The organism is Novosphingobium sp. (assembly GCF_965228995.1).
GTDB lineage: Bacteria > Pseudomonadota > Alphaproteobacteria > Sphingomonadales > Sphingomonadaceae > Novosphingobium.
In genome coordinates, this window is record NZ_OZ245852.1 from 1,141,696 (window position 1) to 1,160,873 (window position 19,178).

18 protein-coding genes and 1 tRNA gene are annotated in these 19,178 nt (G+C 66.6%); 9 read left to right on the forward strand and 10 right to left on the reverse strand.

What is annotated here, in order from left to right:
* Window positions 1-4: 4 nt before the first annotated feature.
* Window positions 5-1,132 (reverse strand): SPOR domain-containing protein, encoded by a 1,128-nt coding sequence (locus tag ACO056_RS05295; RefSeq protein ID WP_421852878.1) that lies wholly within the window; start codon window positions 1,130-1,132, stop codon window positions 5-7.
* 292 nt (window positions 1,133-1,424) lie between these two features.
* On the opposite strand from ACO056_RS05295, the gene ACO056_RS05300 reads away from it, so the two are divergent.
* The 3 genes from ACO056_RS05300 to ACO056_RS05310 are packed head-to-tail and all read left to right on the forward strand — an operon-like array spanning window position 1,425 to window position 4,126.
* A complete protein-coding gene (locus ACO056_RS05300; RefSeq protein WP_421852881.1) occupies window positions 1,425-2,153 on the forward strand; it encodes an AAA family ATPase in 729 nt (242 codons plus the stop codon).
* 16 nt (window positions 2,154-2,169) lie between these two features.
* Window positions 2,170-2,730, forward strand: coding sequence for a hypothetical protein (locus ACO056_RS05305; RefSeq protein WP_421852884.1), 561 nt, complete (start codon window positions 2,170-2,172; stop codon window positions 2,728-2,730).
* Window positions 2,731-2,758: 28 nt separating this feature from the next.
* A complete protein-coding gene (locus ACO056_RS05310; protein WP_421852887.1) occupies window positions 2,759-4,126 on the forward strand; it encodes a tetratricopeptide repeat protein in 1,368 nt (455 codons plus the stop codon).
* Window positions 4,127-4,192: 66 nt separating this feature from the next.
* Here the strand turns inward: ACO056_RS05310 and ACO056_RS05315 are convergent, their stop codons facing one another.
* Both ACO056_RS05315 and ACO056_RS05320 read right to left on the reverse strand, forming a co-directional pair.
* The gene (locus ACO056_RS05315) at window positions 4,193-5,422 is read right to left on the reverse strand and encodes a dihydroorotase (protein WP_421852890.1); all 1,230 of its coding nucleotides are present in this window, start codon (window positions 5,420-5,422) and stop codon (window positions 4,193-4,195) included.
* Entirely contained in the window at window positions 5,419-6,459 is a 1,041-nt protein-coding gene (locus tag ACO056_RS05320) for an aspartate carbamoyltransferase catalytic subunit (RefSeq protein WP_421852893.1), read from the reverse strand. The genes ACO056_RS05315 and ACO056_RS05320 overlap by 4 nt, the downstream gene beginning before the upstream one ends.
* A gap of 352 nt (window positions 6,460-6,811) precedes the next feature.
* On the opposite strand from ACO056_RS05320, the gene sppA reads away from it, so the two are divergent.
* The 4 genes from sppA (at window position 6,812) to ACO056_RS05340 (ending at window position 11,558) form a co-directional block, all read left to right on the forward strand.
* Window positions 6,812-8,719 carry a signal peptide peptidase SppA gene (gene sppA, locus ACO056_RS05325; protein ID WP_421852896.1) on the forward strand — a complete coding sequence of 636 codons (1,908 nt, stop codon included), beginning with the start codon at window positions 6,812-6,814 and terminating at the stop codon, window positions 8,717-8,719.
* An 81-nt stretch (window positions 8,720-8,800) separates the two neighbouring features.
* A tRNA-Leu gene (locus ACO056_RS05330) sits at window positions 8,801-8,885 on the forward strand.
* Between the two features lie 112 nt (window positions 8,886-8,997).
* The gene (gene tig, locus ACO056_RS05335; protein ID WP_421852899.1) at window positions 8,998-10,581 is read left to right on the forward strand and encodes a trigger factor; all 1,584 of its coding nucleotides are present in this window, start codon (window positions 8,998-9,000) and stop codon (window positions 10,579-10,581) included.
* A gap of 152 nt (window positions 10,582-10,733) precedes the next feature.
* On the forward strand, window positions 10,734-11,558 hold the full coding sequence (locus tag ACO056_RS05340) for a hypothetical protein (protein WP_421852902.1): 825 nt from the start codon (window positions 10,734-10,736) through the stop codon (window positions 11,556-11,558).
* 4 nt (window positions 11,559-11,562) lie between these two features.
* On the opposite strand, the gene ACO056_RS05345 is transcribed toward ACO056_RS05340, so the two are convergent.
* Entirely contained in the window at window positions 11,563-13,059 is a 1,497-nt protein-coding gene (locus tag ACO056_RS05345) for an amidase (protein ID WP_421852905.1), read from the reverse strand.
* A 193-nt stretch (window positions 13,060-13,252) separates the two neighbouring features.
* On the opposite strand from ACO056_RS05345, the gene clpP reads away from it, so the two are divergent.
* A complete protein-coding gene (gene clpP / locus ACO056_RS05350) occupies window positions 13,253-13,963 on the forward strand; it encodes an ATP-dependent Clp endopeptidase proteolytic subunit ClpP (protein ID WP_421852908.1) in 711 nt (236 codons plus the stop codon).
* A gap of 147 nt (window positions 13,964-14,110) precedes the next feature.
* A complete protein-coding gene (clpX, locus tag ACO056_RS05355) occupies window positions 14,111-15,367 on the forward strand; it encodes an ATP-dependent Clp protease ATP-binding subunit ClpX (RefSeq protein WP_421852911.1) in 1,257 nt (418 codons plus the stop codon).
* Between the two features lie 61 nt (window positions 15,368-15,428).
* On the opposite strand, the gene ACO056_RS05360 is transcribed toward clpX, so the two are convergent.
* The 6 genes from ACO056_RS05360 to ACO056_RS05385 form a co-directional block, all read right to left on the reverse strand.
* Window positions 15,429-15,740: a type II toxin-antitoxin system RelE/ParE family toxin gene (locus ACO056_RS05360; protein WP_421852914.1), complete on the reverse strand. Its 312-nt coding sequence runs from the start codon at window positions 15,738-15,740 to the stop codon at window positions 15,429-15,431.
* Complete coding sequence (locus tag ACO056_RS05365) at window positions 15,737-16,006, reverse strand: antitoxin (RefSeq protein WP_421852917.1); 270 nt, start codon at window positions 16,004-16,006, stop codon at window positions 15,737-15,739. Before ACO056_RS05365 ends, ACO056_RS05360 begins: the two co-directional genes overlap by 4 nt.
* An 86-nt stretch (window positions 16,007-16,092) precedes the next feature.
* Complete coding sequence (locus ACO056_RS05370; protein ID WP_421852920.1) at window positions 16,093-16,794, reverse strand: superoxide dismutase; 702 nt, start codon at window positions 16,792-16,794, stop codon at window positions 16,093-16,095.
* Between the two features lie 90 nt (window positions 16,795-16,884).
* Complete coding sequence (locus tag ACO056_RS05375) at window positions 16,885-17,616, reverse strand: anti-sigma factor (protein WP_421852923.1); 732 nt, start codon at window positions 17,614-17,616, stop codon at window positions 16,885-16,887.
* Window positions 17,613-18,179 (reverse strand): sigma-70 family RNA polymerase sigma factor, encoded by a 567-nt coding sequence (locus ACO056_RS05380; RefSeq protein WP_421852926.1) that lies wholly within the window; start codon window positions 18,177-18,179, stop codon window positions 17,613-17,615. Before ACO056_RS05380 ends, ACO056_RS05375 begins: the two co-directional genes overlap by 4 nt.
* On the reverse strand, window positions 18,176-19,159 hold the full coding sequence (locus ACO056_RS05385) for a cation diffusion facilitator family transporter (RefSeq protein WP_421852929.1): 984 nt from the start codon (window positions 19,157-19,159) through the stop codon (window positions 18,176-18,178). The genes ACO056_RS05380 and ACO056_RS05385 overlap by 4 nt, the downstream gene beginning before the upstream one ends.
* Window positions 19,160-19,178: the final 19 nt, after the last annotated feature.

Sequence of the window (19,178 nt, forward strand, 5' to 3'; positions counted from 1 at the left end):
GGAATCAGGGCGCGACCACGAGGCAGGCAAGACCCTCGGCCTTGAGCGCAGCGCAGGCCCGCGCGGCCCCGGCTTCGCTGAAGCCGGTGGCGAGCAGGCGCGTGACGGTGCCCGGCAGGTCCTGGCGGGCATGGCCGGCGATTTCCGGGCGGCTGCGCACGCGCGCCCATAGCGCATCGGCATTGGACTTGACCCCGAAAGCGCCCAGCTGGATGCGGTAGCCGCCGCCGACCGGCGGAGCAGCAGGCTTTGGCGGTGCAGGCTTGGGCGCAGCGAGCCTGGGCGTATCAGCCTTGGGGGGCGCGGGTTTGGCAGGGGCGGGCTTCACCGCCACCGGCTTTGGCTGCGGCGGAGGGGCAGGTTCCACTTGCGGCGGGGGCAGGTAGCCTTGCGCGGGCTGGCCGGGCGCTGAGGGCGGAATATCGACCGTCTCGAGCGCACGCGACGTCGGCTTGGGTGCGGCGGGTCCGCCAAGGTCAGCCGCCGCCAGTTCGCGGCCGCGTGCATCGGCAGCTTTCTGATCGAGGTCGCTGGCGAGGCTGACGCCCATCTGGCGCTGCGCCAGCGGGATCGTCTGGTTCATCGTGGCAAGGCTTGCGGTTGCCTGCGGCAAGCCGGCAGCGGCGGCGCGCGTGATCAGGGCATAGGCGCGTACCCAGTCCTTGGGCGCATAGTCGCCGTTGTAGGACGCGATGCCGAGCACATACATGGCGCGGGGCTCACCGCGATCCGCAGCCGACTGGAGCCAGGGCAACGCGGCCTGCTGGCGGTTCGTCTGGAACAGCAGGATGCCGTAGTTGTCCGCCGCCGCGACATGGCCGAGGCGGGCGGCCTTGCCATAATAGGCTTCGGCCTTGACCAGATCCTTGTCCACGCCCCGGCCGAGCTTGTAGGCCTGCCCGAGGTTGAACAGCGCATCGGGATCGTTTTTCGCAGCGGGGCCCTGCCAGGCCTTTACCGCGGTCTCATAGTTACCCGCCGACCACGCATCGACGCCTGCGCGCACGGCTGCAGCGCTGGCTGCATCGGGCGCCGGGGGAAGCGTAGGCAACGACTTGGGAGCCGCCGAAGCGGGCGCGGTAAGGCCCACAAGGCCAAGGGCTGCTGCCGTGAGGAGGGCAAATCCGCGCATGATCGGTCGAATCTCCCCAAAAGCCGTTGCCTGAAAAGCAGAGTTAACGATGCCGTGCAGCCGTGCGCAGCGCAAGTTGAACTGCGCATGCCCATGGCGTGTCATCACCTCCCGGGAGATTAGCGCAGATGGTTAATGCCGGAAAGACAGGATCTTGGCGCAGTATCCCGGGATGCCTTGCGCAAAAACACCTGCATCGGACGAACGGATGTTAACCAAAATTTGAGGGTCTTCTGCGATCCCCCTGCGGGAGACCATGCAGTCTTTTCGTCATGCCCATAGGGGGGTTACTTTGCGCGTACTGGCATTGGCATCGCAGAAAGGTGGATCCGGCAAGACGACCTTGTCCGGTCACCTTGCCGTCCAGGCGCAGCGCGCCGGGGCTGGCCCCGTCGTTCTGATCGACATCGATCCGCAAGGTTCGCTGTCCGATTGGTGGAACGAGCGTGAGGCCGAGTTCCCCGCCTTTGCGCAGACCACGGTTGCCCGGCTCGCCAGCGATCTGGTGGTGCTGCGCCAGCAGGGCTTCAAGCTGGCGGTGATCGATACCCCGCCCGCGATCACCATGGCGATCCAGTCGGTGATCTCGGTGGCAGAGCTGATCGTGGTGCCGACCCGCCCGAGCCCGCACGACTTGCGCGCCGTGGGCGCTACGGTTGACTTGTGCGAGCGCGCGGGCAAGCCGCTGATCTTCGTGGTCAATGCCGCGACGCCCAAGGCGCGGATCACGTCCGAAGCCGCCGTCGCGCTTTCGCAGCACGGCACGGTTGCACCGATCACGTTGCACCACCGCACCGATTTCGCCGCTTCGATGATCGATGGCCGGACGGTCATGGAAGTCGATCCGAGGAGCAAGTCCGCCGCCGAAGTCGAGGCGCTGTGGACTTATGTTTCCGAGCGGCTCGAGAAGAATTTCCGCCGCACCGTGTTCGCGGTGCCGCAGCCCGGCCACGCCGGGCCTGGCCTGGCCGGTGCGTCCCGTCCCGCTGGTGGCTTCGGCCGCCGCGTGATCGGCTCCTGAGCGAAGGACGGCGATCATGAGCGAACCCAAGCCCTTCGCCTCGCTGAGCCCGAGCCTGCTCGCCCGCAAGGGTGCGGCGCGCCCGGCGATGCGCCCGCAGCTCCTGCCGATGACTCAGGAAGACCGCCAGCGCATGGGCTTCGGTCCGGCCGCGCTGGCAGCCGAACCCGCCGATCTTGCCGCTGCCGATGCAGACGATCTCGGCTGGAACGATCACGGCGAGGATTTCGCCCCCGCAGCTCCTGCCCAGGCGGCCGACGTTGTCGCGATTGCGGCGGATCCGGTTCCCGAACCTTCGCAGCCCGAAGTGCTGCGGCGGCTCGAATCGCTGGCCGATGTGCTGGGTGTTCCTGCCGCAGCGGCTTCCGCGCGCCGCCGCGAGCGCGGCACTGCGCTCAAGGAAGGGCGCAAGGCTGCGTTTACGCTGCGGCTTGATGCGGCGCGCCACCTGCGCCTGCGCCTTGCCTGCACCATCGACAACCGCAGCGCCCAGCAACTCGTGGTCGAGGCTCTCGACCGTTTCCTCGAAGCGAAGCCTGGTCTCGACGACCTTGCCCGCCGTGCCCTTCGCTCCTGACGACGCCTTTCAACCGGGACATCACGCCATGACCACCGCACACGACAGCAAGACTGACCGGAAGGCCGCTTACCGCCTTGCCCGGATCTGCCTGACCACCGCGCTGGCGGCAGGCCTCCTTTCCGGTTGCGCCACGGGCGGACCGAACCACGCGAAGTTTGCCTCAAGCGCGCAGGCCGAGCTTGGCAAGGGCAGCCCGGACAAGGCCGTCGCTCTGGCCGAACAGGCCGTGCTCGCCAGCCCGCGCAATGCGGCCTACCGCACGCTGCTGGGCTCAGCCTATCTGCGCGCAGGCCGGTTCGAGGCAGCGCGTCAGGCTTTCGATGAAGCGATGCAGCTTGGTGAGGACGGCAGCAAGGCCGCGCTGAGCCTCGCGCTTGCCGATATCGCGCTGGGGCGTGGCAACGATGCGGTCGATACGCTCAACACCTATCGCGATAGCCTTCCCGCGTCCGACTATGGCCTTGCTATGGCGATGGCCGGGCAGACCCAGACCGGTATCTCCACGCTGACCGACGCTCTGCGCAATGGCGAAAACACCCCGAAGGTGCGCCAGAACCTCGCCTATGCCTACGCGCTCGATGGCAGCTGGGGTGAAGCCAAGCTGATGGCGCAGCAGGATGTTCCGGCGGACAAGCTCAACGAGCGGCTGCAGACCTGGGCCGTCATGGCGCGGCCGGAAGATACCCGCCGCCGCGTCGCCAGCCTGCTCGGCGCGCCGGCTGAGGCCAATGGCGACCAGCCGACCGCGCTGGCGCTGGCGAATTTCCCCGAACCTTCAAAGCTGGCCGACGAAGCGGCTGCCAAGGCGGCGACGCAGCAGACCGCGACCGGCGATGCGGCGGAACTGGCCAAGGCCGCGGCGACCGCGATCCCTGCGCCGCAAGCCGATCCTGCAACGCCGCAGCCGGCGCTGGCCGATGCTTCGACCGCGCCCGCTCCGGCCAAGCTTGCCGCGCTCGACGCTCCGCCCCCGGCAGCACCGGCTCCGGCTTTGGTACAGGCTCCGGTCGTGCAGCAGGAAATGGTTTCGCACCCGGTGGTCCAGCCGGTGCATGAAGCGCGCAAGGCCGCCGCTGCGGCGCCGGTCGCCGCGCATGGCAGCCATGTGGTCCAGCTCGGCTCGTTCTCCTCGGCTGATGGCGCGCAGCGCGCCTGGCGGCACTTTGCTGCCCGCAACCGCAGCCTTGCCGGCTATCACAGCCAGATCACGCAAGTAGCGGTGAATGGCCGCCAGTTCTGGCGCGTTCAGGCGGTGGGCTTCAGCGGCTTCGCTTCGGCGCGGCAGATGTGCCAGTCGGTCAAGGCCAAGGGCGGCGTCTGCCTCGTGATGGCCGACCCGGCGATGGTTTCGCCCCAGGGCCGTACGACACCGACGCGCATGGCGCAGCGCTGAGCTTTTCGAACGAGAAGTGCAATCGGCCCGCTCCCTGACCGGGGGGCGGGCCGGTTTCGTTTGCGCTCAGGCGATTCGTGCGCCGCCTTTGAACAGCGCGGTGACGCGCCCTTCGACCGGGCGGCGGTCGAACGGGGTATTGCCCGCGGTGGCCGCCATCTTGCTGCGGTCGACGATCCACGGCCGTTCGGGCTCGACCAGCGCGAGATCGGCTTCGAGGCCGAGCGCAAGCTTTCCGGCCGGAACTCCGAGCAGCGCTGCAGGATTGCCCGCAAGCAGCGCGAAGGCGCGCGGCAGATCGATCTGGCCATCCCGCACGAGCGTGAGTGTGAGCGGGAGCAGCGTTTCAGCGCCGGCCATGCCGGGTTCGGCATCGGCGAAGGGCAGCCGCTTGTCTTCCGCGCCGCGCGGATCGTGGCCCGAGGCGATGACGTCAATCGTGCCGTCGGCGATGGCCGCGATGACCGCCTGCCGGTCCGCATCGCTGCGCAAGGGCGGCGAAAGGCGGCAGAAGGTGCGGAAATGCGCCAGTTCCAGATCGGAGAGCATGAAGTGCGCCGGGGTGACGCCCGCGGTGACCTTGACCCCGCGGGCCTTGGCCGCGCGGACCAGTTCAAGCGCGGCGGCAGTCGTGACCTGCCGCAAGTGGAGGCGGCAGCCGGTCAGTTCGGCAAGCGCGATATCGCGTGCGACGGCGAGGGCTTCGGCCTCGGCAGGAGCCGAGGGGAGGCCGAGCCTTGTCGCCATCTCGCTTGCGGTGGCGACGGCGCTTCCGGCGATTCCGGCATCCTCGGCATGGGTCACGAGCACGAGGCCGAGCATCGCGCAGTAGCCCATCAGGCGGTGCATCACACCCGAATCGGCGATCCACCGGCGCCCGGTGGCGACCGCTTTGGCCCCGGCATCGCGCATCAGCGCCAGTTCGGCCAGCTCAGTGCCTTCGAGCCCGCGCGTCGCTGCGGCGAGCGGGTGGACCCACATGTCCGGCTTGCCCGATTGCGCAGCAAAGCGGACGCGGGCCGGGTGATCGAGCGGCGGGCCCTGATCGGGCATCAGCGCGGCGCGGGTGATGCCGCCGAAGTGGAAGGCCGGCTTGTCGATGGCGAAGACACCAAGATCGACGAGCCCGGGCGTGACCAGCGCGCCCTTTGCATCGAGCACATCATCGCCGTGTTCGGGGCTGATGTCGCCAAGCGCGACGATGCGGCCATCGGCGACGCGCAGCGCGCCCGCCTGCGGTGTGCCAGTGGGGAGGACCAGCTTGCCGCCGGTGATCGTGAGCGAACGGGGGGTCATGCCGCGGCTCCTTCCGGAGTTCCGGTACCTGGGACCCAACCGGGCACGCCCCGCGCACGGCGGGTGAGCACATCGAGGCAGGCCATGCGGATCGCCACGCCGCTTTCGACCTGACGTGTCACGAGGCTGCGGGTGGGATGATCTGCGACCTGGCTGTCGATCTCGATCCCGCGGTTCATCGGGCCGGGGTGCATGACGAAAACATCCGGGCGCAGCTTGCCGAACCGTTCGAGCGTGAGCCCGTAGAGATGGCGGTATTCGCGTGGGCTGGGGATGAACTGGCCTGACATGCGCTCCTGCTGGAGGCGCAGCATCATCACGACTTCCGCTCCCTGCAGCGCTGCATCGAAATCGTGGGTGGGCGTCACGCCCATTGCGGTGATTTCCGCAGGCATCAGCGCGGGCGGGGCGCAGACGGTGACGTCAGCGCCCAGCGCCGTCAGCGAAAGGATGTTCGAGCGCGCAACGCGGCTGTGCAGGATATCACCGCAGATCGTGACCTTGAGACCGTTGAGATCGCTCCCCGGGGCAAGGCCGAGCGCGTGGCGGATGGTGAGCGCATCGAGCAGCGCCTGGGTCGGGTGCTCGTGGCTGCCGTCTCCCGCGTTGAGCACCGGGCAATCGACCTTGTCGGCGATGAGCTGCACCGCGCCCGAACTGGCATGACGGATGACAATGGCATCGGCGCGCATGGCGTTGAGCGTCATTGCGGTGTCGATCAGCGTTTCGCCCTTCTTCACGCTGCTGGTCGCGGCGTGCATGTTGACGACGTCCGCGCCAAGGCGCTTGCCCGCGATCTCGAACGACAGCAGCGTGCGCGTGGAGTTTTCGAAGAAGGCGTTGATGATGGTGAGGCCCGAGAGCACTTCGGCGCGCTTGTGGCGCTGGCGGTTGAGCGCGAGCCACTGCTCCGCCTCGTCCAGCAGGTAGAGGATCTCGTGCCGCGCGAGGTGCGAAATGCCGGTAAGGTCACGGTGCGGGAAGGCGAGACCGCCTGCGGGGTACCGGCCTTCGGCCACTTGGTTCGATTCTGTCATCGAAACCATGCCTTAGAGCCTGTCCAGATGAGGTGGAAGCATTGTCATCGCCTCAGGAAGCTTCTCGGCAAGGAGCACCGCGCAGTGCGGGCTGGTAGCCCGTGCAAGCGGCGCGACGCTGTCCGAGAGGCTTCCTGAGGCGACCCCGAAGGGGCGGGCCGCTTTTGGCCCATCGCAGCGTTGATCGTCGGTCACTATGGGCAAGCATAGCTCCCTCCTCTCGCCTCGCGCTGGGCCAAAGTCGGCTCCGTGCCAACGCTTCCACCTCATCTGGACAGGCTCTAGTGCGCCTCTTTGGGCGGCTCAAGTGTTTCGGCTGGCATCCGCCCCTCGTGAGACCTAGATATCCCCCATGAAGTTTGCCCGCTCGGTCTGGAAGATCCTCGTCGCTATCAAGGACGGCCTCGTGCTGCTCCTCCTGCTCCTGTTCTTCGGGGGCCTTTACGCGCTGCTCACCCTGCGGCCTGCGCCCGGCTCGGTGCAGCCCGGCGCGCTCTATCTTGCGCTCGATGGGCCGGTGGTGGAGGAACGGGCGCGGTTGCGGCCCTCGCAACTGCTTTCGGGCAGCGGGCCCTCCAAGGCGGTGCAGGAGCGCGATCTGGTGCGCGCGATCGAAGCTGCAGCGGGGGATAGCCGGATCAAGGCCGTCGTGCTCGATCTCGAAGGCTTTGGCGGCGGCAGCCAGGTGGCGATGACGCATATCGGCGCCGCGATGGACAAGGTGCGCTCGGCGAAGAAGCCGGTGCTGGTCCGCGCGGGGCTTTATACCGATGATAGCGTGCAGATCGCGGCGCATGCGAGCGAGGCGTGGGTCGATCCGCTGGGCGGCGCGCTGGTGGCGGGTCCGGGGGGCACCAACCTCTATTTCAAGGCGCTGCTCGACCGGCTCAAGATCAAGGCGCACGTGTTCAAGGTGGGCACCTACAAGAGCGCGGTGGAGCCCTTTACGCGCGAAAACGCCTCGCCAGAGGCGAAGGAAGCGCTGGGCGCGGTCTATTCCGCGCTGTGGGAAGCCTGGCAGGCGGATGTGAAGAAAGCCCGGCCCAAGGCGGATATCAAGCTGGTGACCAGCGATCCGGTGAAGTGGATCGCGGCATCGGGCGGCGATGCGGCCAAAGCGGCAGTGGCAGCAGGGCTCGTTGACCGGGTGGGCGACAAGGTGGCGTTCGGCAAGCGCGTGGCCGAGATCGTCGGCGCCGATCCCACAGGCGGCGAAGGTGCTTTCAAGGGCACGGCGCTGCGCACCTATCTTGCCGATCAGACGCCTTCAATCGATGGCAAGGCCATCGCCGTGGTGACGGTGGCGGGCGATATCGTCGATGGCGATGCCGGGCCCGGCAGCGCGGGCGGCGACCGGATCGCCGAGCTTGTCGACAAGGCGGCAGCAAGCGGAGACTACGCGGCACTGGTGGTAAGGGTCGATTCGCCGGGCGGATCGGTGACCGGGGCGGAGCGCATCCGCGCTGCGATCGCGCGGATGAAGGCGAAGAAGATCCCCGTCGCCGTTTCGATGGCCGGCCTTGCCGCGAGCGGCGGCTATTGGGTCTCGACGCCGGCGGACCGGGTGTTTGCCGAACCGGCGACGATCACCGGCTCGATCGGCATCTTCGCGATCATCCCGAGCTTCGAGGAAGCGCTGGGCAAAGTCGGGATCGGGACTGACGGCGTGTGGACCACGCCGCTTTCGGGCCAGCCCGATCTGTTCGGCGGCTTCTCGCCGACCGCGGAGGCGGTGATCCAGCAGCAGATTGATTCGGGTTATGCGCGCTTCATCGGCCTCGTGGCCGAAGCGCGGCACAAGACCCCGGCGGAGATCGACAAGATCGCGCAAGGGCGCGTCTGGGATGGCGGCACCGCGCGGCAGCTGGGCCTTGTCGATGAGTTCGGCGGGATCGATGCGGCGCTGGCGTGGGCGGCCAAGGCGGCGGGTGCCAAGACCTGGCATCCGGTCTACCTCGGTGCGGATGCGGATCCGTTCGGGGCGCTGCTCGATCAGCTGGCGGATAGCGAAGGCGGCGCGGACAGCTCGCATGTGCTTGGCGCGAAAGGCGGGAGCAGCGATTTCGCGGCGCTCGCAGCCCAGCGGCAAGGGGCGCTTGCCCAGCAGCTTGTTGGCGATCTTTCGCGCCTGCTGGGCGGGGCGGGAGCGCAGGTCTATTGCCTCGAATGCGCCGGGCTGACCCCGCCTGCCGAGCCGCAGGCCACGCCGCCCGCAAGCACATGGCTCGCGCTGCTCGCGCGGATTGCCGGACAGGGATAGCGCTTCGCCCGTCGCCCCTTTTGGCAAGGCTTGCCCTTTGCCCGGCGCTGCGATAGGGGCGGCGCTCGCTTTTCGCCGGACGCGGGCGTGGCGGAACTGGTAGACGCGCTGGATTTAGGTTCCAGTATCGCAAGATGTGGGGGTTCGAGTCCCTTCGCCCGCACCAGACCCGCCCGGCCTGGCCGGCAGCTTGGCCGTGCCATTTGCGTGGTGCGGCCAGAATTGTTGATGACGCCCCTACGGGCACCACGACGTCGTACGAGAAAGTTGGATCACAGATGCAGATCGTCGAAACCAGCAACGAGGGCCTCAAGCGCGCCTACGCCCTGACAATCGCCGCGAACGATATCGCCGCGCTTGTCGAGGGTGAGGTCAAGAAGATCACGCCGCAGGTCCGCATGCCCGGCTTCCGCCCCGGCAAGGTTCCCGCCAATCTCGTGCGCAAGATGCATGGCCCGGCGCTGCACCAGCAGGCGCTGGAAACCTCGATCCGCGAGGCGATGGACAAGCTCGTCGCTGCAAAGGGCCTGCGCCCCGCGACTCAGCCCGATGTCTCGCTCGCCGAGGGTTATGAGGAAGGCAAGGACGCCGAGCTCACCGTCGCGCTCGAAGTGCTGCCCGAGATCGCCGCACCTGCGATCGACGGAATCAAGCTGGAACGCCTGATCATCGAAGTGAGCGATGCCGAAGTCGATGAGGCCATCGGTCGCATCGCCCAGGGCCAGAAGCGCTACAACGACGCGCCCGAGGGCACTGTCGCTGCCGATGGCGACCAGCTGATCATCGATTTCGCCGGTTCGGTCGACGGCGTTGCCTTCGATGGCGGCACCGCCGAAGACCAGCCGCTCGAGCTTGGCTCGGGCCGCTTCATCCCCGGCTTCGAGGAGCAGCTTGTCGGCGTCAAGTCGGGCGACGAGCGCACGATCACCGTGACGTTCCCGGCTGACTATCCGGCCGAGAACCTTGCCGGCAAGGAAGCCCAGTTCGCGTGCACCGTGAAGGCGGTCAAGCAGGCTGCCGAATTCACCGCGGACGACGAGTTCGCCAAGTCGCTCGGCCTCGAGAGCATCGAGCAGCTGCGCGGCCTGATCAAGGGCCAGATCGAGCAGGAAAACGGTGGCCTTACGCGCACCGCGATGAAGCGCTCGCTGCTGGACCAGCTGGCTGCAGGCCATGATTTCGCGGTTCCGCCGTCGATGGTCGAAGCCGAGTTCGCGCAGATCTGGCAGCAGCTGACCAGCGAAGCCGCCAAGGAAGAAGATCCCGCCGCCGCGCTCGCCGAGATCGAGGGCGAGAAGGACGACTACCGCAAGATCGCCGAGCGCCGCGTGCGTCTGGGCCTGCTGCTTTCGGAAATCGGCCAGGCCAACGGCGTGCAGGTCAGTAGCCAGGAAATGGAAATGCTGATGCGCCAGGCTGCGCAGCAGTACCGCGAGCAGGACCGCCAGCGCTTCATCGACTACATCCGTTCGGATGCGCTCGCCGCCGCACAGCTGCGCGCGCCGCTCTATGAGGACAAGGTCGTCGATTTCCTGTTCGACAAGGCCGAAGTCACCGAGCGCAACGTGACCCGCGAGGAACTGCAGGCGGTGATCGAAGCCGACGAGACCGGCAAGCCCGCCGAAGTGCAGCCTGCCAAAACTGCGCCGAAGAAGGCCGCGAAGAAGGCGAAGGCTGAAGCCACCGAAGAGGCTCCTGCCGAGGAAGCGGCTCCGGTCGAAGCCGAAGCGAAGCCTGCCAAGAAGGCTCCGGCGAAGAAGAAGGCCGCCGAGGAAGCGCCTGCCGCCGAAGCTGCTCCGGCCGAGGAAGCGCCTGCTCCCAAGAAGAAAGCTGCCCCCAAGAAGAAGGCTGCTGACGCCTGATTCTGGCCGCAAGGCATTGAAAAACAAGAGGGGCGCTCCGGTAACGGGGCGCCCCTCTTCGCATGCGCAGGGCATCCGTATTCGCGCGGATTGACCATGCGAATCAGCGCGTGAGAGATTCGGGCAGGCTCGGTTCCTGGGAGGGACACCCGATGCATACCGTTCGTAATCGCCTCGCTTCACGGCCTCCGGTTGCCAAGCCCATCGCGGCTGGCAGCAAGGCGCCGAACCTCGCCGCCACGCGGCACGAATTGGCCTACCTCCAGCGCGGCTCGATGGCCGTACCGCTTGTCATTCCGGACGAAAGCGGGCTGATCGAGGAGCGCCCGCAGAAGCGGCGCAATCCCAAGGGCAAAAAGGCGCGAAAGGCTGCGGCGCGGATGGCCGCGGTGCGGGAGGCGCGGGCGCTGGAACCGGTCCCATGCGAAGTCACCGAACCGCCGCGCAGCGTGAAGCCGGCGGCGAAGAAGGGGGGCGCGAGGCCCAAGGCGCAGCGCAAGACCACCCGGCGCAAAGCTGCAGGGCCGCAGCAGCTCCCTTCGATTCCGGCGGCAAGCTTGGTCTCGGGGACTTATAGCCCGCCTGTCAGAGTGATTGCCGAACGGCCGGTGCCGGCGCTCGCGCTTCCGGTGCGTTTCGAACCGTCGGTGGAGACGCCAGTGCCGCTGCTCCTGCTGCCGCCCAAGCCGGAGCCGCTGGTGGAATTGCCTGCTGCACCGGCCGAACCGGAGCCGGCCACCGCGCTCGCCGTTGCGCCGCTGCCCCGCGCGCGGGCGCTGGTCCCGGTGCGGCGTCAGGGGCTGGTCGACGTGATCGCCTTCCTTCTGCGCGATTCGGGACGGCGGCTTGCGCGCTGGTCGGCGCGACGGCACCAGACGCGCGCGGAGCAGGCTGCGCTGCGCCAGGCCGAGGCGCAGCAGATCAATCTTCAGCGCGAACTGGAAGCGCTCGATGCGCTGAGGCGGGCGAAGGTTTAGCGGGTCACTCCCCCCAGCGCTTCAGCGAGGGCTTGGGCACGGCCACCGTCCGCGCGCGTTCATAGGCTGCGCCGGCTTCGAGCACGCGCTTGTCGTCCCACTTGGTGCCCATGAACGAAAGGCCCATCGGCAGCCCTTCGACCGCGCCCATCGGCACGGTGAGGTGCGGATAGCCCGCGATGGCGGCAAGGCTGCCCATGCCGACGTCGATGCTGTGGTCGCCCGTGACGAGGTCGATCGACCAGGCCGGCGGCGCGGTGGGAGCGATGAGAAACGAAACGGCGTTATCGGCGAGCAACTTGTCGATCCCGTCCACCCCGGCGAGACGGAGCGAGTTTGCGCGCGCCTTCTGGTAGACCGCCGTATCGGTCATCGCCTCGGCTTCCTCGAACTCGTTCTGCCCGAACCACTTGAGTTCTTCAGGATGCGCCTTGTTGAAGGCGATGGCATCGGCCAGCGTGCGCGCCGGCGGTGTATCCTTGAACGAGGATGCCGGAACCGACTGGAGATAGGCGGCCAGATCGGTGCGCAGTTCGTAGAGCAGCACGGTATATTCATCGCGGCCCATTTCGGACGGCGGGGTATAGTCGATATCGACAAGCGTGGCGCCCGCCGCCTTGAGATCGGCCAGCGCCTTGTCGAACAGGGCGATAACCTTGGGGTTGCTCCCCACCGCCTTGCGCAGCACGCCGAGGCGCACGCCCTTGAGGCTGGAAGTGGCAAGCCCTGCAGCGAAATCGGTCTTGTGCGCATTGGCATCGGCAGTGGCGGGGTCCGCCGGATCGCTGCCGGCCATCGCGCTGAGCATGAGCGCGGCATCGCGTACGCTCGTTGTCATCGGGCCGACGGTATCCTGACTGTGGCTGATCGGCACAACATGGGTGCGGCTGATCATGCCGACCGTAGGCTTGAAGCCGACGATGCCGTTGAGCGAGGCGGGGCACGTGATCGAGCCATCTGTCTCGCTGCCGATCGCGGCCCAGGCAAGGCCCGCTGCCACACCCGCTCCGCTGCCCGAGGAGGAGCCGCAGGGCGAGCGATCAAGCGCATGGGGATTGCGCGTCTGCCCGCCGACCGCGCTCCAGCCGCTCGAGGACTGGCTCGAGCGCATGTTGGCCCATTCGGAGAGGTTGGTCTTGCCCAGCACGACCACGCCCGCTGCGCGCAGGCCGATCATGAAGGGGGCATCGCGCCCGGTACGGTTGTCCTTGAGCAGCAGGCTGCCCGCGGTTGTCGGCATGGGATCGGCGGTTTCGACGTTGTCCTTGACGAGGATGACCTTGCCCGCGAGCGGCCCGGTCAGCGCCTTCGCGGCCGCTTCAGCCTTGGCGGCATCGGGATTGAGCGCGATCACGGCGTTGATTTTCGGCCCGGCCTTGTCGATCGCCTTGATCCGCGAAAGATAGGTGGCGACGGTTTCCTGCGCGTGAAGCGCGGTGCCGCCGAGCGCGGTCGCGGCGAGCAGAACGGCAGAAATGGTCTTGGCGGCACCTCGGAACATCGATCAACCCCTCATGAATCGGGCCGGAAGCTGCGGCCAAGCTTGGCCCCGCGCAAGCGCACCGAGGGGCAAACTTGCGGATTTCCCCGATCTTGCACCACTTTTCGCGTGGGACAGCGCGGATGCGAGGTTAACGCCCTTGAACATCCCGTCGTGGCACGCGACATAGGCCCTGCACATCCAAGAGGACTCTATGCTCGATCTTTACGGCGCCCACGGCGCATCGGTTTACGGCAATCAGGGCAAGTTCGGCCGCGATCCCATTACCGGGGCGCTCGTGCCGGTTGTGGTCGAGCAGACCAGCCGGGGTGAACGCAGCTTCGATATCTTCTCGCGCCTGCTGCGCGAACGCATCGTTTTCGTGACGGGCGAGATCGAGGACCAGATGGCCTCGCTCATCGTGGCGCAGCTGCTGTTCCTCGAATCCGAGAACCCCTCGAAAGATATCGCCATGTACATCAACTCGCCGGGCGGCGTGGTGACGGCGGGTCTCGCGATCTACGATACCATGCAATACATCCGCCCGCGCGTTTCGACCGTGTGCATCGGCCAGGCCGCCTCGATGGGCAGCTTCCTGCTGGCGGCGGGCGAGCCGGGCATGCGCATCGCGCTGCCCAATGCGCGGATCATGGTCCACCAGCCCTCGGGCGGCGCGCGCGGCATGGCTTCCGACATCGAGATCCAGGCCCGCGAAATCCTGCGCATGCGCGCGCGGATGAACGACCTCTACGTCAAGTTCACCGGCCGCACGCTCGAGGAAATCGAGAAGGCGATGGACCGTGACACCTTCCTCGAAGCCGATGAGGCACTTAAGTTCGGAATCGTCGACAAGGTCTACGAATCACGTCCGGCTGGTGACCAGATCAGCGGCGAAGAAGGTTCGGGCGGCGCCCCTTCGGCATAATTTCGGCCTGATCCCAGCATCTTGCACAAAAATGACAGGGTGCTGGGTCAGGGATTATTCGCTATTTTCGTGTCCGGTTGATTAATGCCCTCCGGGTAGTAGGATAACCGGGCCCGCCCCTCGTGGAGGGGCGTCTGGGATGTAAGAATGACCAAGCTTTCCGGATCGGATACCAAGAGCACGCTGTACTGCAGTTTCTGCGGCAAATCGCAGCATGAAGTGCGCAAGCTCATCGCCGGCCCCACCGTGTTCATCTGCGATGAATGCGTCGAGCTGTGCAACGACATCATCCGCGAGGAGACCAAGGCCGGTCTCGCCGGAAAGAAGGACGGCGGCGTCCCCACGCCGCGCGATATCTTCGCGACGCTGAACGATTACGTGATCGGGCAGGACCGCGCGAAGCGCGTGCTCTCGGTGGCGGTGCACAACCACTACAAGCGCCTCAAGCACAGCGGCAAGGGCGGCGATGTCGAGCTCTCGAAGTCGAACATCCTGCTCGTCGGGCCGACCGGCTCGGGCAAGACGCTGCTGGCGCAGACGCTGGCCAAGACCTTCGACGTGCCCTTCACCATGGCTGATGCGACCACGCTGACCGAAGCGGGCTATGTCGGCGAGGACGTCGAAAACATCATCCTCAAGCTGCTGCAGGCCTCGGACTACAACGTCGAGAAAGCGCAGCACGGCATCGTCTACATCGACGAGATCGACAAGATCAGCCGCAAGGCCGAGAACCCCTCGATCACGCGCGACGTGTCTGGTGAAGGCGTGCAGCAGGCGCTGCTCAAGCTGATGGAAGGCACGACAGCAAGCGTGCCGCCGCAGGGCGGGCGCAAGCATCCGCAGCAGGAATTCCTGCAGGTGGACACGACCAACATCCTGTTCATCTGCGGCGGTGCTTTCGCGGGCCTCGAGAAGATCATCTCGGACCGCCTGCAGAAGCGTTCCATCGGTTTCGGTGCGCATGTCGCCGATCCGGACAAGCGCAAGGTGGGCGAGCTGCTCCAGAAGGCGGAGCCGGAAGATCTCCTCAAGTTCGGCCTGATCCCCGAATTCGTCGGCCGTCTGCCGGTGATCGCGACCTTGAACGACCTCGACATAGAGGCTCTGGTCAAGATCCTGCGCGAGCCCAAGAACGCGCTGATCAAGCAGTACCAGAAGCTGTTCGACCTCGAAGACGTGGCGCTGACCTTCACTGACGAGGCGCTGGAAGCGATTGCCAAGAAGGCCATCGAACGCAAGACCGGCGCGCGCGGCCTGCGCTCGATCGTCGAAGGGCTGCTGCTCGATACGATGTTTGATCTGCCGACGCTGGAAGGCGTCACCGAAGTGGTGGTCGACAAGGATGTCGTCGACGGCCGCAAGGAGCCGGTTCAGGTGCTGAAGGGCAAGGAACAGGCGGCCTGACGACCTTTCAGAACGACCAGGATTTGAACGCCCGCTGGAGCCATTCAGCGGGCGTTGTACTTTATTGCAAACGTGATGCGACGCGAGTGAGCAAGTCCATGCGCTCATGGAGAATGGCTACAACAAGCAGCGGAGCATCCGACCGCAGCAACCCGAAAATGAAATGGCGTTCGCAGCGCAAACTCCGCAATCCGACATAGACCCGGTCAAGGTTTCTGACCGCCGGCCCACCGGCTGCAAGTCTTTCGATGCCCCGTTCGATGGACGTAGAATACTGCGAAGCCTGTTCGAGGCCCCATTGTAGGCGCGTGTAGCGCAAAATGCTCTCAAGATCGGAATCGGCCGACCGACTGAGGACGTAGCGCCGGGTCAATTGGCCTCGTCGCGCTCGATTTCAGCCCTCATGATATCCGCGACAGTCCGCGTCGATACCTCTCCAGCCAGACCTGCAGCGATCCGTTCCTGCAGGAGGTTCGAAAGCTCCGTCCATGCTTCGTCTTCGGTCATACCCGCGCCGGGGCTATCGGAGGGAAACAGACGCTCGACAGCATACTGCCGGATCGTTTTGCCCTGCAGCGCAGCAATGGCCTTGAGGCTCTTGTGCTGCTGTTCGGTGAGGTCGATGGACAGTCTGCTCATAGCCGCGTGGTACCACAAATGTGGGTTCTGTTCCAGTTCACTGGTTGTGTGCCCCTCGCCATTCCTGCGAGATAGGGAGGTTCTGGTCAGCGCGCCACCTTCGCAAACCGCGCATCCGCGGCAGTCCACGTTGCGGCACCCATGAAGGCATCGACATAGGCCGCAGCCTTTGCGCCGTAGTCCATCGCGTAGGCGTGCTCGTACATATCCATGGCGAGGATCGGGGTGCCGCCCGCCAGCGTCATCGTGTGGTCGTTCGCCCACTGGTTGGTGAGGCGGCCATCGTGGGGAGACCATTGCAGCAGCACCCAGCCCGAGCCCCCGCCGAGCGCCTTGCCCATCGCGGAAAACTCGGCGGCCCAGCGTGCCATGCTGCCGAAATCGCGCTCGATCGCCGCGCCGAGCCTGGCGCCTGGCTTGCCGCCGCTCCCGAGGCACGAGAAGTAGACTTCGTGCAGGATCATCGAGTTCCACGCGAGCAGTTCCTCGCGCTTCAGGCCATTGAGCATGAAGCCGGGGGCGGTCGCCATGTCGAGCTTGGCGAGTTCGCCCTTGATCGCGCCGATGCGCTTCACCGCACCGACGTAGTTGTTGTCGTGGTGGCTGGTGAGGAGCTTGGCGGAGAGGCCGGGGATTGTGGCAGGATCGAACGGCAACGGGGCCGGGGCAGGGGTGAATACCGGGCCCTGCGGTGCCGGGGGCGCGGCGGTCTGCGCGGCTGCTGGCAATGCGCTGGCGGCAGCAGCAGTCAGGGCGGCGGTCAGGGCGGTGCGGCGATCGATCGACATGCGTCTCTTCCTACCAGAACGGGGAGCGCGCAATCTCACACAAATCAGACCCTTGCGCCAGACCGGGCCTGCCCGGACCGGCGCATTCGATCAGGTCGCGGTAACCTTGCCGCTGGCCAGCACCGGCCCGGTTGGCAGGCCCGTGGGCGAGCCGCCCTTGGGTTCGAGCGAAACCGCGATGCTGGCTCGGTGGTCGATCGTCTGAACGAGCGCCTTGGGCAGTTCCATGGTCTGCACGCCGTCTCCGGACAAGATGCCGAGCGGGAGCGGCTTGCTGCCGGGCGGGATCAGCCAGAGCTGGTAATCGTGTGCGGCGCTCTTGGCGAAGCCGCTGCCCACCGCCAGCATGCGCCGCTGCGCGGGGATATAGACCAGCATGACCGGACCGCTTTGCGGCCCCGGCGCGAGCGTGACGGCAAGGACTTTGCCTTGTGCGCTGCTTTCGGCCGTGCTGCCTGCGGCGATCAGACCCGGGTTCATGGCGGGCGTGGGCGGGGCCGGGCGTATCGCAAGCAGCGCGAGGATCACCGACGCCGCTGCTGCGAAGCCGGTGCCGATCTGCCACCGCCGCACGGCGCGGCGCAGCTGGATCACTTCGCCGCGCGGGCTTGTGGCGACCGCTGCTTCGATCCGTGACCAGACCGCGGGATCCGGCTCGACCGGCTCGACATCGTCGAGCATGGGGGCGAGCCGCGCCTGCCAATCTGCCACGCTGCGGGCAAATTCAGGGTCGGCAAGCATGCGCCGCCGGGCTTCGGCGAGGTCTTCGCCTTCAAGCAGGCCGAGCGCATGTTCAGCGGCAAGACGTTCGCTCTCGGTCATTGCTCCAGGCACTCCCTGAGCTGGAGCATGCCGCGGCGGATCCAGCTCTTCATCGTGCCGAGCGGGACTTCGGCGCGAGCGGCGAGCTCGGGATAGCTGAGGCCATCGAACCATGCGGCGCGGATTGCCTCGCGCTGGTGCGAACCAAGCGTATCGATGCAGCGTTGCAGGGCGTGCGCTTCTCCGGCTCCGATCAGCTGATGTTCGGCATCGGGTGTCGGGTCCGGCACCAGATCGGCCGCCTCCATCGGCGCGCGTTTACTTGCACCCGCGGTGTTGAGGCGGCGCAGCCGATCGACCGCGCGATTGCGCGCGAAAGTGGCAAGCCAGCCCATCGGGCTTCCGCGCGTGCTGTCGAAGCGCGCGGCCTGTTGCCAAAGATTGATATAAACGTCCTGCAACACGTCCTCTGCCTCAGCCTGATCACCTACTATACGCAGGATTATGCCGAACAGCTTCGATGAAGTTGCGCGGTAGATCACAGGCAGTGCAGAATCATCGCCGCTGCCGAGGCGCAAGATGGCGCGCGCGAGCGGCGCAAGATCATCGGGCGGGTAGGTCAAAGGGTCAGGCTGACGGCTTTTTTCGCCGCGACTCCGATGGGTTGGCAGGCCGGGGCGCAGGCATGGCCAGCGTGATCGGTCGTCTCGATCTGGACGGTGGCGTGGCAGATGCTGAAATCATGCTCAAGCGCGTGGGCCAGGCTGGAGAGGAATTCATCGCCGGGGTGGCCGGCGGGCACCACGAGGTGCGCGGTCATCGCGGTTTCGGTGGTGCTCATCGGCCAGATGTGGAGATCGTGCACCGCGCTGACTCCGGAGAGGCCGCTCAGGAATTGCTCGACCCGGCTCGCATCGACCGAGGCGGGAACGCCGTGGAGGCCCATCTTGAGCGAATCCTTGGCAAGGCCCCATGTGCCCGCAGCGATCACGGCCACGATGACAAGGCTGGTGACGGGATCGATCCACCAGGCGCCGGTCAGCGCGATCAGTGCACCGGACGCGACCACGCCTGCGGAAACCGCAGCGTCTGCGGCCATGTGGAGGTAGGCACCGCGGATGTTGATGTCATGCTCTCGTCCGCGCAGGAAAAGGAGCGCGGTGAGCGTGTTGATCACGATGCCGATGCCCGCGACGACCATGACAGGGCCGGCCGCGACGGGCTGCGGCGCGATCAGGCGGTGGATCGTTTCGACCAGGATCGCCCCGAGCGCGACCATCAGCAGCGAGGCGTTGAACAGCGCGGCGAGGATCGAGCTCGACTTGTAGCCATAAGTGAACCGCGCCGAAGGCGGGCGCGCGGTGAGCACGCTGGCGGCCCAGGCAATGGCGAGGCTGAGCACGTCGGAAAGATTGTGCCCGGCATCGGCGACAAGCGCCATCGAGCCGGCGGCAATGCCGTAGCCTGCCTCGATCAGCACGAAGGCGCTGTTGAGCGCGATGCCGATCGCAAAGGCGCGGCCGAAGCTGGCAGGCGCGTGATGGTGGTGACCATGGGCATGGCCATGATCGTTGCCGTGATGATGGTGGTGCGCGCCGGACATGGGCTGCTTCCTAGCGCCT